The organism is Ralstonia sp. PBBBR1, from assembly GCF_002256165.1.
In the GTDB taxonomy this organism is placed as follows: domain Bacteria; phylum Pseudomonadota; class Gammaproteobacteria; order Burkholderiales; family Burkholderiaceae; genus Ralstonia; species Ralstonia thomasii.
In genome coordinates, this window is the sequence record NZ_NKIL01000009.1 from 112,534 (window position 1) to 126,510 (window position 13,977).

Annotated in this window: 10 protein-coding genes; 1 reads left to right on the forward strand and 9 read right to left on the reverse strand. The window is 63.1% G+C overall.

The features are described from left to right. Positions 1 to 121: 121 nt before the first annotated feature. Together CFE42_RS17745 and CFE42_RS17750 are read right to left on the reverse strand one after the other, a co-directional pair. Positions 122 to 4,843: a glutamate synthase-related protein gene (locus CFE42_RS17745; RefSeq protein WP_024542180.1), complete on the reverse strand. Its 4,722-nt coding sequence runs from the start codon at positions 4,841 to 4,843 to the stop codon at positions 122 to 124. A 260-nt stretch (positions 4,844 to 5,103) separates the two neighbouring features. Further along, entirely contained in the window at positions 5,104 to 5,829 is a 726-nt protein-coding gene (locus CFE42_RS17750) for a transposase (protein ID WP_004634565.1), read from the reverse strand. A gap of 249 nt (positions 5,830 to 6,078) precedes the next feature. On the opposite strand from CFE42_RS17750, the gene CFE42_RS17755 reads away from it, so the two are divergent. Further along, complete coding sequence (locus tag CFE42_RS17755) at positions 6,079 to 6,753, forward strand: OmpW family protein (RefSeq protein WP_004634563.1); 675 nt, start codon at positions 6,079 to 6,081, stop codon at positions 6,751 to 6,753. A gap of 218 nt (positions 6,754 to 6,971) precedes the next feature. Here the strand turns inward: CFE42_RS17755 and CFE42_RS17760 are convergent, their stop codons facing one another. From CFE42_RS17760 to CFE42_RS17790, 7 genes are all read right to left on the reverse strand, one after another. Then, positions 6,972 to 8,138, reverse strand: a complete 1,167-nt coding sequence (locus tag CFE42_RS17760) for a deoxyguanosinetriphosphate triphosphohydrolase (protein ID WP_004634562.1) — start codon at positions 8,136 to 8,138, stop codon at positions 6,972 to 6,974. Positions 8,139 to 8,157: 19 nt separating this feature from the next. Next, positions 8,158 to 9,264: a 3-dehydroquinate synthase gene (aroB, locus tag CFE42_RS17765; protein ID WP_004634560.1), complete on the reverse strand. Its 1,107-nt coding sequence runs from the start codon at positions 9,262 to 9,264 to the stop codon at positions 8,158 to 8,160. After that, a complete protein-coding gene (locus CFE42_RS17770) occupies positions 9,261 to 9,833 on the reverse strand; it encodes a shikimate kinase (RefSeq protein WP_027693053.1) in 573 nt (190 codons plus the stop codon). The genes aroB and CFE42_RS17770 overlap by 4 nt, the downstream gene beginning before the upstream one ends. A gap of 138 nt (positions 9,834 to 9,971) precedes the next feature. Further along, a complete protein-coding gene (gene pilQ / locus CFE42_RS17775; RefSeq protein ID WP_280818566.1) occupies positions 9,972 to 12,131 on the reverse strand; it encodes a temperature dependent type IV pilus secretin PilQ in 2,160 nt (719 codons plus the stop codon). 2 nt (positions 12,132 to 12,133) lie between these two features. Beyond that, complete coding sequence (locus CFE42_RS17780; protein WP_004634554.1) at positions 12,134 to 12,679, reverse strand: pilus assembly protein PilP; 546 nt, start codon at positions 12,677 to 12,679, stop codon at positions 12,134 to 12,136. Then, a complete protein-coding gene (locus CFE42_RS17785; RefSeq protein WP_004634552.1) occupies positions 12,676 to 13,335 on the reverse strand; it encodes a type 4a pilus biogenesis protein PilO in 660 nt (219 codons plus the stop codon). Before CFE42_RS17785 ends, CFE42_RS17780 begins: the two co-directional genes overlap by 4 nt. Positions 13,336 to 13,337: 2 nt before the next feature. Continuing rightward, positions 13,338 to 13,970: a PilN domain-containing protein gene (locus tag CFE42_RS17790; RefSeq protein WP_004634550.1), complete on the reverse strand. Its 633-nt coding sequence runs from the start codon at positions 13,968 to 13,970 to the stop codon at positions 13,338 to 13,340. Positions 13,971 to 13,977 lie beyond the last annotated feature (7 nt).

The window sequence follows — 13,977 nt, forward strand, 5'->3', positions numbered from 1 at the left end:
TGCTGCTCTGGCGGCACAGTCATGCCAGCCAGGCAGTCGGGCCTGTCTTGTGAGGTTGCGTTGTATTCGGTGGTGGCGAACGGCCGATCAGCGGATCAGCCATTCGCCAAGTCGATTGGAATCAGGCAGCGATCTGTTCGCGGCCGGCTTCCTGTTCGCGTTCGTACATCTCGGCCAGCGCCCGCTTGTACTCGGTCGGGAAGACCTTGACGAAGCGGCGACGGGCGTTGTTCCAGTCGGCCAGCAGTTCCTTGGCACGCTCGGAGCCGGTGTAGCGGAAGTGCTTTTCCACCAGCGCCTTGAGCAGTTGCTCGTCGAGCACGCGCTCGCCGTTCACCTTGTGCCAGGTCGACGGGGTATGTGCCTTCTCCTGGTCAGCCGCCGACAGCACGGATTCCAGGGCGACCTGCGCCGTGTTGCAGCGCTTGTCGAACAGGCCGTCTTCGTCATAGACGTAGGCGACGCCACCCGACATGCCTGCCGCGAAGTTGCGGCCGGTGGCACCGAGCACGACAACCGTGCCGCCGGTCATGTATTCACAGCCGTGGTCGCCCGTGCCTTCCACCACCGTGGTGGCGCCGGAGTTGCGCACCGCGAAGCGCTCGCCGGCCACGCCGTTGAAGAACGCCTCACCAGCCAGCGCGCCGTACAGCACGGTGTTGCCGACGATGATGTTGTTGGTCGGCTCGCCACGGAATTCGTGCGGCGGGCGTACGATCACGCGGCCGCCCGACAGGCCCTTGCCCACGTAGTCGTTGCCGTCGCCCACCAGGTCCAGCGTGATGCCATGCGCCAGGAACGCGCCGAACGACTGGCCGGCCGTGCCCTGCATCTGCACGTGGATCGAATCATCAGGCAGACCTTCGTGGCCATAACGCTTGGCGACTTCGCCCGAGAGCATCGCGCCGACCGTGCGGTTGACGTTGCGCACCGGCTGGATGAACGAAACACGCTCGCCTTTCTCCAGCGCAGCCTTGGACTTCTCGATGAGCTGGTGATCCAGTGCACGATCCAGACCGTGGTCTTGCACATCGACCTGGTAGCACGGCTCGCCTTCCTTCTTGGCCGGCTGGTAGAAGATGCGCGCGAAGTCCAGGCCGCGGGCCTTCCAGTGTTCGATGCCGGACTTCGTGTCGAGCAGATCTGCGCGGCCGATCAGTTCGTTGAACGTGCGGATGCCCAGTTGCGCCATGATTTCGCGCACTTCCTCGGCCACGAAGAAGAAGTAGTTCACCACGTGCTCGGGCTTGCCCGAGAACTTCTTGCGCAGCACCGGATCCTGCGTCGCCACACCCACCGGGCAGGTGTTCAGATGGCACTTGCGCATCATGATGCAGCCTTCGACCACCAGCGGTGCGGTCGCAAAGCCGAATTCGTCGGCGCCCAGCAGCGCGCCGATCACGACGTCACGGCCGGTCTTCATCTGGCCGTCAGCCTGCACGCGGATACGGTTGCGCAGGCCGTTGAGCATCAGCGTCTGCTGCGTCTCGGCCAGGCCCAGCTCCCACGGCGTGCCGGCATGCTTGATCGACGACCATGGCGAAGCGCCCGTACCGCCGTCATGGCCTGCGATCACCACGTGGTCTGCCTTGGCCTTGGCGACACCAGCCGCCACCGTGCCGACGCCCACTTCCGACACCAGCTTGACCGACACGTCCGAACGCGGGTTCACATTCTTCAGGTCATGGATGAGCTGTGCCAGATCTTCAATCGAATAGATGTCGTGGTGCGGCGGCGGCGAGATCAGGCCCACGCCCGGCACTGCATAACGTAGCTTGCCGATGTAATCCGTCACCTTGTGGCCGGGCAGTTGACCGCCCTCGCCGGGCTTGGCGCCCTGCGCCATCTTGATCTGGATCTGATCAGCTGAAGCCAGGTACTCGGCCGTCACGCCAAAGCGGCCCGAGGCTACCTGCTTGATTTTCGAGCGCAGGGAATCGCCCTCTTGCAGTTCCAGATCGCGCTCGACCACTTCGCGGCCGATCACATCCGACAGCTTGGTGCCCTGCTTGATGGGAATGCCGCGCAGTTCGTTGCGGTAACGGCGCTCGTCTTCACCGCCTTCGCCCGTGTTCGACTTGCCGCCGATGCGGTTCATCGCCACGGCCAGCGTGGTGTGCGCTTCCGTGCTGATCGAACCCAGCGACATGGCGCCGGTAGCAAAGCGCTTGACGATCTCCTTGGCCGGTTCGACTTCCTCCAGCGGAATCGCGCGTGCCGGATCCACCTTGAACTCGAACAGGCCGCGCAGCGTCATGTGGCGCTTGCTCTGGTCGTTGATCAGGTTCGCGTATTCCTTGTACGTCTGGTACGAATTCGCGCGCGTCGCGTGCTGCAGCTTGGCGATCGAATCCGGCGTCCACATGTGCTCTTCGCCGCGGACGCGGTAGGCGTATTCGCCGCCCGCGTCGAGCATGTTGGCCAGCACCGGTGCATCGCCAAAGGCATCGCGGTGCAGGCGCAGCGCCTCTTCAGCCACCTCGAAGATGCCGATGCCGCCCACGTTGGATGCGGTGCCCTGGAAGTACTTGTCGACCAGTTCGCGCGACAGGCCGATCGCTTCGAAGATCTGCGCGCCGGTGTACGACATGTACGTCGAGATGCCCATCTTGGACATCACCTTGTGCAGGCCCTTGCCGATCGCCTTGGTGAAGTTGTAGATGGCCTTCTCGGCGGTCAGGCCCAGGCCCGGCGCCAATTCGGCCAGCGTCTCCATCGCCAGATACGGGTGCACGGCTTCTGCGCCATAGCCGGCCAGCAGCGCGAAGTGGTGCACTTCGCGGGCCGAGCCCGTTTCGACGACCAGACCCGTGCTCGTGCGCAAGCCCTTGTCCACCAGGTGATGGTGGATGGCGGACGTGGCCAGCAGCGCCGGAATCGCGGCCTGCTTCTCGTCGACCGCGCGGTCCGAAACGATCAGGATGTTGTAGCCCGACTTGACCGCATCGACAGCCTCGGCGCACAGCGAAGCCAGGCGCGCTTCGATGCCTTCCTTGCCCCACGCCACCGGATAGCAGATGTCCAGCTCGTAAGCCATGAACTTGCCGCCGGTGTAGTGCTCGATGTTGCGGATCTTCGCCATGTCCTTGAAGTCCAGCACGGGCTGGCTCACTTCAAGGCGCATCGGCGGGTTGATGTTGTTCAGCTCAAGCAGGTTCGGCTTCGGCCCGATGAACGAGACGAGCGACATCACCACGTTTTCGCGGATCGGGTCGATCGGCGGGTTCGTGACCTGCGCGAACAGTTGCTTGAAGTAGTTGTAGAGCGTCTTGTTCTTCGAGGACAGCACGGCCAGCGGGCTGTCGTTGCCCATAGATCCGGCGGCTTCTTCGCCGTTGGCGGCCATCGGCGCCATCAGGAACTTGACGTCTTCCTGCGTGTAGGCGAAGGCCTGCTGGCGATCCAGCAGCTTGGCGGCCGGCTTGGTTTCGGCGGCCACGTCTTCGGGCTTCGCGTCCAGCTCGTCGAGCTTGATGCGCACGGCATCGATCCAGCTCTTGTACGGCTTGGCGTTGGCCAGGTTGTCCTTGAGTTCCTTGTCGTCGATGATGCGGCCCTGCTCCATGTCGATCAGGAACATCTTGCCCGGCTGCAGACGCCACTTCTTGACGATGCGCGACTCGGGGATCGGCAGCACGCCGGCCTCGGATGCCATCACGACCATGTCGTCGTCGGTGACGTAATAACGCGCCGGGCGCAGGCCGTTACGGTCGAGCGTCGCGCCGATCTGGCGACCATCCGTAAAGCAGATGGCTGCGGGGCCGTCCCACGGCTCCATCATTGCGGCGTGGTATTCGTAGAACGCGCGGCGGTTGTCGTCCATCAGCGTGTGCTGTTCCCACGCTTCCGGAATCATCATCATCATTGCCTGGGCCAGCGGGTAGCCGGCCATCGTCAGCAGTTCGAGGCAGTTGTCGAACGATGCGGTATCCGATTGACCCGGATAGATCAGCGGCCACAGCTTGGGCAGGTCATCGCCCAGCACCGGCGACGAGATGCCGCCCGTACGCGCGTTGATCCAGTTGACGTTGCCCTTGACGGTGTTGATTTCGCCGTTGTGCGCAACCATGCGGTACGGGTGCGCCAGCTCCCATGCGGGGAACGTGTTGGTCGAGAAACGCTGGTGCACCAGCGCCAGCGCCGACACCGTACGCGGGTCTGCCAAATCCTGGTAGTAGCGGCCGACCTGTTCGCACAGCAGCAGGCCCTTGTAGACGATCGTGCGCGCCGACATCGACGGCACAAAGTATTCCTTGCCATGCTTGAGCTTGAGCGCCTGGATGGCGTGGCTTGCGGTCTTGCGAATCACATACAGCTTCCGCTCCAGCGCATCGGTGGTCATGATGTCACGGCCGCGCCCGATGAAGATCTGGCGGATCACCGGCTCAGTCTTCTGCACCGTGGGCGACATCGGCATGGTCTTGTCGACCGACACATCGCGCCAGCCCAGCACGACCTGGCCTTCCAGGCGCACGGTGCGTTCCAACTCCTGTTCGCAGGCCAGGCGCGACGCGTGTTCTTTCGGCAGGAAGATCATGCCGACGCCGTATTCGCCCGCCGGCGGCAGGTTGATGCCCTGCTTGGCCATTTCTTCGCGGAAGAACTGGTCGGGAATCTGCAGCAGGATGCCCGCGCCATCACCCATCAGCGGGTCAGCGCCGACGGCGCCGCGATGGTCGAGGTTGTGCAGGATGCGCAAGCCTTGCTGGACGATCTCGTGGCTCTTCTTGCCCTTGATATGGGCGACGAAGCCGACGCCGCAAGCGTCGTGTTCATTGGTCGGGTCGTACAGACCCTGGGCCGACGGCGCCGACGGCGTGATGGGGAAGGAATGTTGTTCCACGGCGATCTTCCGATGTTGTGGGTACAGCGCGCCGTAGAAGGCCCTCGCGATGGTGCGGATGCGGTGGCAGACAGGCAATGGCGCGCCGCACCATGAATGCGGGGTGAAACGAATATAAAAGAGTGGCCCGTAACAGGCAAAAGTTTTTAAATGGGGTCGGAGTAAATTAATAAATGCACAGTCTCAGTGCGGGCTTATTAATAGGGACAGATCAAAGTCGTCCGAATCGATGCCTCGCACATCACGGCGCCGCCATCCCGCTATTCGGAGCGCGCGCTGTCCTCCGTTCCCACTTCAGCGGGTTGGCGAGGGGGGCGCCCCTTGGGCAATGGCGCAACGCGACGGCCTCCGGTGCGCGCAAGTGTCGCGAGAAACGCCTCGTTGCCGAGCGGCCAGCCGCTGTGCACATGCTGGCGAATCTGCGCGAGCTGATCGGAGCCCAAACCTTCGTGCCACAACGTTCGGTAGCGCGACTGGCGCTCGAAAGGCGTGTTACCAAGACGCCAATAGCAATAGTGATCACTCACCCACGGGATGGATTGGATGCCCACATGATGACGATATGTGCTCCAACGGTCGTCTTCTGGCGTGCTGACGAGGCCAGCGCGTACGGCGTTGGATTCCACATACAACAGGATCGGCAGCACCCATTCAGCCGGGTCCAGTACGGTCGAGCGGAAACGCCCTTCCCACAGCGTTCCGCTGCGATCAGCCGCTGCGTTGAAGTACCGCGTATAGCGCCGCCCGACGGCCTGCAGCGTGCGCGAAAGGCTCTCCGCCACCTTGGGCGTTCCGACCAGATGGACGTGATTCGGCATCAGCGAGAAACCATGGATGGCGAAGTCATGCTCACGGGCAGCCATGCGCAACGTGTCGAGGTAGAACGCGTAGTCGTCGTCGCCGCGAAAGACGGTCTGGCGATTGTTGCCGCGCTGCAACACATGCACAGAGACATCGGTGGGACTGAGGCGGGGCAGGCGGGCCATGGAAAAGGCGGGGCGGCAAAAAGCGCCATCGTAGCCTGAAGCCCGAGAACCTGTCCCCAATTTTTGACAGGCAAACGCTTGCATGCCCATTGCCGTGGCGGTGCGACGGCAGAGTTTGCGTGCCGTCAAATCGGTGGCCCTACGCGTGATGGACGACGGGGGAACTTGATCCCAAGCAAATCGGCCAAGCGACTTCCCCGCGAGACTGGCTCCCATCACATCACGAGACGACACGAGAGGGAGCGATTGATGGCTTTTCACCGCATAGCCGTTGTAGCTGTAGCCGCCGGAATGCTTGCCGCCGGTTTCAGCCAGGCCGCCTTTGCGCAGAGCACGGATTTGCCGCCGGCCTCCGGTAATTGGATGGTGCGTCTGCGCGCCGTCAACCTAACAGCCGCCAACAAATCCGACCCGGTGCCTGCACTGGCCATTCCGGCTGACGCCATTCAGATCAACAACAAGGTCCTGCCCGAACTGGACATCTCGTATTTCTTTACGCCGCATCTGGCCGCCGAGCTGATCCTGACTTACCCGCAACAACAGGACGTCACGGTCATGCGAAGCGCGCTGGGCGGCCCGACCAAGATCGGCAGTTTCCGCCACTTGCCGCCCATCCTGACGATGCAGTATCACTTCACGCCCGAGTCGCGCTTCAAGCCGTACGTGGGCGCAGGCATCAACTACACGCGTATCTCGAATGTCGATCTCCAGGTGCCCGGCGTTGGTTCGCTGGACCTCAGCAAGAACAGCTTCGGCCCCGCGCTGCAGGTCGGCTTCGACTATCGCCTGACCGAACGCCTCTACTTCAACGTCGACCTGAAGAAGACCTGGATCAGCGCCGACGTGAAGATGGGCGGCCAGACCATCAGCAAGGTCAAGGTTGACCCGTGGCTGCTGGGCGTCGGCCTGGGCTATCGCTTTTAAGGGAGGACGATCAGCGAACTGACACTGTCCTGATCGACTTTTACCGACGTGCCGCAGGGGCCGTCGACGGCGGGGGCGCTCGTCGGCGGTGGTTGGCGCGTTCGGCCCGGCATGCGTTGGGGCGGCCGGGCATTTTTTTGGGCGCTTGGTTTAGATCAGCTGCCAGATGGTTTGGGAGCCAGGCGAGCGAGTAGCGGCCCGAACAGCGCCGCCGTCGCTCAAACCGCATCCACCGCAAAGATGCGGCGATGCTCCTTGATGGCGTAACGATCCGTCATGCCGGCGATGTAATGCGCAATCCAGCGCGGCTGCTCGTCGGGGTTGGATTTCGCCTGGTACTGCGGTGGCAGCAAGCGCGGGTCGTCCATGAACACGCGGAACAGATCGTCGATGATGCGGCGCGCTTTGGCGGACATGCGCATCACAAGATAGTGCCGATACAGGTTATCGAACAGGAAGCGCTTGAGCACGCGCGCCTCTTCATGCATCGGCTCAGAGAACGCGACGAGCGCTGGCGCGGCACGCACATCGTCGATACATTGCGGCGCAAATTCAGCAATGCCGGCACGCGTGGTGCCGATCAGATCGACGATCAGCGCGTTGATGATGCGACGAATGGTTTCGTTGATGAGCCGCCGGCCACTGACGGCCGGGAACGCCGCCTCGGCTTCGCGCCGATGGATGGCCCACAGCGACACGTCTTCGAGTTGCTCCAACGTGATCAGGCCGGAACGCAGGCCATCGTCGATATCGTGGTTGTTGTACGCGACCTCATCGGCGAGATTGGCAAGCTGCGCTTCCAGCGACGGCTGTTGCCCTTCGAGAAAACGGCGGCCCAAGTCACCGAGCGTGGCCGCGTTGTTGCGCGAGCAATGTTTGAGAATACCCTCGCGCGTTTCGAACGTCAGGTTCAGTCCATCGAAACCGCCGTAGCGCTCTTCCAGCCGATCGACCACCAGCAGGCTCTGGAGATTGTGTTCGAAGCCTCCGTATGGCTTCATGCAATCGTTGAGTGCGTCCTGCCCCGCATGACCGAACGGCGTGTGGCCCAGATCGTGCGCCAGCGAAACCGCTTCGACCAAGTCTTCGTTCAGGCGCAGGCTGCGCGCAATCGAACGGGCAATCTGCGCGACCTCGAGGCTGTGCGTGAGCCGGGTCCGGAACAGGTCGCCCTCGTGATTCACGAAGACCTGCGTCTTGTATTCGAGCCGGCGGAAAGCGGTGCTGTGGATGATGCGATCGCGGTCACGCTGGAACTCGGTGCGCGATGTGGATGGCGGCTCGGCGTGTACGCGGCCGCGCGTCTGCGCCGAATGCGCGGCGTAGGGAGCGAGAGGGCCTTCGAGATCGAACGGCGCGGACGGCAAATCAAATCGGTCGTTCATCGGGCCCTCTCGTCTCGCATCAGGCGACGGGTGCTTCGGTCGGTGGTCGCAGCACGGCGTGCAGCAAGGTGGCGCGCAGGTCGGCATCGGGCACCGTGGTCACGAACGCCTGGCCCAGCTTGCGCAGCAGCACGAATTTGATCTCGCCAGCCTCAGCTTTCTTGTCGACGCGCATCAGCTCGATGAACCGATCCACGCCCAGGGCCGGCGCCACCGTCGGCAGGTCAGCCGCACGCGTGAGCGCAGTAATGCGGTTGCGCGTGTCGATGTCGATAAAACCAAGGCGATGCGAGAGGTCCGCCGCCATCACCATGCCGCAGCCGACGGCCTCGCCGTGCAGCCATTCGCCGTAGCCCAGGCCGGCCTCGATGGCGTGGCCAAAGGTGTGACCGAAATTGAGGGTGGCACGCAGACCGGTTTCCCGCTCGTCCTGCGCCACGACAGCCGCCTTGATGCGCACCGAGCCGCGCACGGCTTCGGTCATCAGGTCGGTATCGCAATCGTTGAGACCCCTGATGTTCTGTTCGATCCAGGCGAAGTAATCGGCATCGGCAATTGCGCCGTGCTTGATGACCTCGGCCATGCCCGCAGCCAGTTCACGCGCGGGCAAGGTGCGCAGCGTGTCGATATCGGCCAGGACCGCTTGCGGCTGGTGGAACGCGCCGATCATGTTCTTGCCCAGCGGGTGGTTGATGCCCGTCTTGCCGCCCACCGAAGAATCGACCTGCGACAGCAACGTCGTCGGCACCTGGATGAACGGCACGCCGCGCATATAGCAGGCAGCGGCAAAGCCGGTCATGTCGCCGATTACGCCGCCGCCCAGGGCGATCAGCGTGGTCTTGCGGTCCGCACCTGCCGTCAATAGCGCATCAAAGATGCGGTTGAGCGTGTCCCACTTCTTGAACGATTCGCCATCGGGCAGCACGACCGTGTCGACCGCCTTGCCGAGCGAACGAATCGCTTCTTCGACCTTGGCTGCATACAGCGGCGCAACAGTCTCGTTGGTGACGATCACGGCACGCGCGCCGCGAATGTGGGGGGCGAACAACTCGGCCTTGGACAGCAGCCCCGAGCCAATGTGGATCGGATAGGCGCGATCGCCAAGGTCAACATCAACGGTAATCATGACTGAGGAGAGACTTGCGAGGAGGTGGAGGCGCCTGCGGGCGGTACGACAATGCCAGCCACCTCGAGTTGCATCAGCACCATATTAACAAGCTGGGCGACGGTGGGCTTTCCGGTTTCGATGACGAAGTGCGCCACGTCACGATATAGGGGGTCACGAACCGCATGCAGTTCTTCCAGCTTGGCACGCGGGTTTTCGGTCTGCAGCAGCGGCCGGTTCTTGTCGTGACGCGTGCGCAGATACAGGTCATGCGGATTGGCGCGCAGGTAGATCACAGTGCCGCGTTCACGCAGGAACGCGCGGTTCTCCGCCCGCAGCACGGCTCCGCCGCCGGTGGCGACGACCACGCCATCGCGCGAGGTGAGTTCGTCGATCATGTGGGTTTCGCGGTCGCGGAAGCCCACTTCGCCCTCGTGCTCGAAGATGATTGGCACGCGCACGCCGCAGCGGGCTTCGATCTCATGGTCGGAGTCAAAGAACGGCAGATCGAGCCGACGCGCCACCGCCCGGCCGACCGTGGTCTTGCCCGCGCCCATCAAGCCGACGAAAAATACGTTCGAAACAGACAAAATCGCGTGAAATCAGGAATTTGAGCTTGATTGTAGTGGCATTTGGTCACCATCCTGCACAAACCGGGCGGCAGGACACAAAAAAGCCCGGCGCTCCATTTAGGAGGCCGGGCTTTCCAATCGCGATACCGCCGCCGATTACTTCAGCGACAGTTGATCGGACAGCACACGCGGCGTCAGGAAGACCAGCAGCTCGGTGCGGTTGTTGATCTTGCTCGTGCTCTTGAACAGATTGCCGAGCACAGGAATGTCGCCTAGCAGCGGCACCTTGTTGATGTCGGTCCGCTCGTTCTGCGTGTAGATACCGCCGATCACGACCGTGCCGCCGTTCTCGACCAGCACCTGCGTCTGCACGTGCTTGGTGTCGATGGCGAAGCCGTTGGTGGTCTGGATACCCACGCTGTCCTTGTTGACGTCGACATCCAGGAAGATGTTGCCGTCCGGCGTGATCTTCGGCGTCACTTCCAGCTTCAGGTTGGCCTTCTTGAACGACACCGAAGTCGCACCGGAAGACGTCGCCTGCTGGTACGGAATCTCAGTACCTTGCTCGATCAGCGCCTTGATGTTGTCGGCAGTGACCACGCGCGGGCTGGAGACGATCTTGCCGCGGCCATCAGCTTCCAGCGCAGACAACTCGAGCGCCAGGAAGCGGCCGGCACCGGCGTTGAACAGGCTCACGGCCACGCTGGCCGCGTTCACACCATTGATGCCGTTGGCGGGGAAGCTGATCGCCGGGCTGTTGTCCCACGTGGCGCCCTGCGTAATCGGCGACACCACGTTGGTGTAGGTATTGCCGTAACCAGCGCCATTCGTCTTCGACGCGAAGCCCAGCTTCGCACCCAAGTTGCGGCTGAACGTGTCGTCCGCCTCGACGATGCGCGCTTCGATCATCACCTGGCGAACCGGGATGTCGATCTTCAAGAGGAAGGCCTGCACCTCTTCAAGCTTGCTCGGGATGTCGGAGACGAACAGTTGATTCGTACGCGTATCCGCCGTGAGCGAGCCGCGCTTGGACAGGATCCGGGAAGTCGCGGCACCGCCAGCGACACCGCCTGCCCCACCCGCGGCGCCGGCACCCAGCAGCATGTTGCGCACATCCCCAGCGCTTTGGTAGTTCAGGCGGAACACCTGGCTGCGCAGTGGCTCCAGCTCGGTCACTTGCTGCTGCGACTCAAGCTCGGCCTTTTCCTTCGTGGCCAGCTCACCGCGCGGGGCAACCCACAGGACGTTGCCGTTGCGACGCGATGCCAGCCCCTTCGAATCGAGCACGATCTGCAGTGCCTGATCCCAGGGCACATCTTTCAGGCGCAGCGAAAGGGTGCCCGTCACGCTATCGCTGGTCACGATGTTGAGGTTCGTGAAGTCGGCGAAGACTTGCAGCAAAGAACGCACATCGATGTTCTGGAAGTTCAGCGACAGGCGCTCACCGCGGTAGCCGGGGCCGGAAATCAGCTTGTTCGGGTCTTCCTTGGTCGGACGCACCTCCACCACGAACTGCGTGTCGGTCTGGTACGAGCTGTATTGCCAGTTACCGCGCGGCTCGATGATCAGGCGTGCGCCTGTGCCGTTGTCGGTGGCACGCATGGCCTGCACCGGCGTGCCGAAATCGCTCACGTCATAGCGACGGCGCAGCGACTGTGGCAGCGTCGCACCGACGAAGTCCACGACGAGGTTCTGGCCTTGCTGGGCGATGTTGATCGCCGAGTTGGCAGTCGACAGGTCGACCACCACGCGGCCGGCGAGATCCTCGCCGCGGCGGAAATCAACATTGCGCACCGCAGGGCGCTCGGCGCCCGCGACGGGGGCCGGGGCCGAGAATGTCGGCGCCGCGACAGCCGCCGCCACTGGCGCAGCTTCCAGCGTCAGTACGTACTGGTTGCCACGCACCTCCGACTTGTACTGCGTCTGGCGCGATAGATCGAGCACGACGCGGGTACGGTCGCCGATCTGCACGACGTTCGCCGAACGCAGCAGCTTGCCGCCGTACTGGTAATTGGCGCGGCCTTGCGCGAAGGTCGCCCCGAAGAAGTCGATGGCGATACGCGCAGGCTGCTGCGTGCTGAACTCCACCGGCTTCTGGGTCGGCGCGCTCTTGAGCGTGACCGTCACCACGGTGGATTCACCGGCCGTGGCCTGCTCTACCTTTTCAATCGTGTTGCCGGAGACGGCCGCCGCAGGCGCTGCCTGCTGAGCGACCGCCTGACCGGCCACCATGAACAGGCACAGCGAAAGCCATGCCACCGCGCCCCCCCGGGCCACTCGGGTTGCCTGCGACAGGCCGCCCTTCACAAGACGCATCGTCATTGCGCGCTCTCCTGAACTTTCAGGGTCGTCATTTTTTCTTTCCATTCGGTCGTGCCTTCGCGCACCAGCTCACGCAGGGTGAGTTCCTGGTCTCCGATGCGGACGATGCGACCATAGTTTTGTCCGATGTACTGCCCCACATGCACATGCTGCGTCTTGTCCCCGACAGACACGACGGCTTCCGTCTCGCCATTGCGCTTCATCGTCCCGACCAGCTTGAAGGCTTCCAGCGGATAGTCTTCCAGCGGCTCGCGACGGCGATTCGGTTCCGGCGATTCGTTCTGCGCGCGCGAAAGTTCTGCCACCTTCTGCACACTGAACGGATCAGTCTGCTTGGTGGTCGTGTACTCGCGCGGCGCATAAGGCTTGGGCTCGGGCAGCGGCGGCACGGTCGTACTGACGCTCTGGCGCGCTTGCTGCATCCATTGCTGCAATTCATCGTCTTCGCTCGCGCCGCAGGCCGTCAGCACGACGGCCAGGCACAGCGGCGACAGACGCAGAACATGCGACATGCGGCGACGGCTCATGGTGCGGCCCCTCATTTGGCGCCTCCCTTGGCGGCGGCGTTCGCCTTGCGCTGCGCGGCCTGCTCCTCGGCGTCGAGCGCCCGATAGGCTTCAGCACGCGTTTCCATCACCATGCCGCCATCCTTGGTGCCCGTCAGCGAAATGTTCTGCAGCGTGACGATGCGTGAGAGCGCCGCCACGTCGGCAGCGAACAGCGCCATGTCGTGATAGCGGCCATTCACCTTCACCGCCACCGGGATCTCGGCGTAGTAAGGCTTGATCACCGCGCCGGACGGACGGAACAGGTCGAAGGTCAGGCCACGCGCAATACCGGCATGGTTGACGTCGGCCAGCAGCGCATCCATCTCGGTCTTGTTGGGCAGTTGCAGTTCAAGCTTGGCGACACGCTGCTCCACCTCAGCCTTCTGCTTGCGCAGCGCTTCGAGGTTCACGACCTGCGCAAGCTTGCTCTGGTATGCCGACTTGAGGTTGCCCTGCTCGGTGCGCTTGGCGTCGCGCTCGTCAAACTTGCCGCTCCAGTAGAACTGCCAACCCAGGCCGATCACCAGCACGGCGGAGAGAGTCATGAACAGGATGCGCGGCGCGATCGGCCACGTTTCCGGCTCATTCAGGTTCAGGCCACGGAACTGGCTGACCAGGTCTTCCAGCGAAATTTCGGTCGAGAGCGCCATGGTTATTTCCCCGCCGTGGCCGCACCCGGCTTGGCCGGCGCTGCCGGCTCGGCCTTCCATTGGAAGCGGATCGTGAAGTTGAACAGGCGGCGCTGTTCCTTCAGGTTGTTCGTCATGGTGGTGGCCACCGATTCACCCAGCTCGGCATGATCGAGCCAGGGCACCGCACCCAGGTTGCGCAGCAGGTCCGACACGCGCTCGTTGGACTGCGCCACCCCCGAGACGGTGTAACGGTCGCCATCCTGTTTGAGCGAGGTGAGATAGATGCCGTCCGGCACCTGGCGCACCAGTTCTTCGAGCAACTGCACCGGGCGGTTGCGCTGGTTCTGCAGGCTTTCCACCGCTTGCTGACGCTGCAGCAGGTCGTCGATGTCCTTCTTGAGGGTGTTGACCTCGGTGATCTGCTTGTCCATCTCCGCGTTCTTCTGCGTGAGGATGTCGTTGATGCGTTGCGCCTCTTCGGTCTGGTGATCGATCACCATGCCGCCCAGGAACACCACCACCGCGCCCGCAACGGCCGCGCCGCCCAGGCTCATGAAGACTTTCTTGCGCTTGCCGGCGCGTCGCTCTGCGTGATACGGCAGCAGGTTGACGTTCGGGAGCGCATTCACGGCATTCGCGCTTTCATTGGCCATCGTCAGC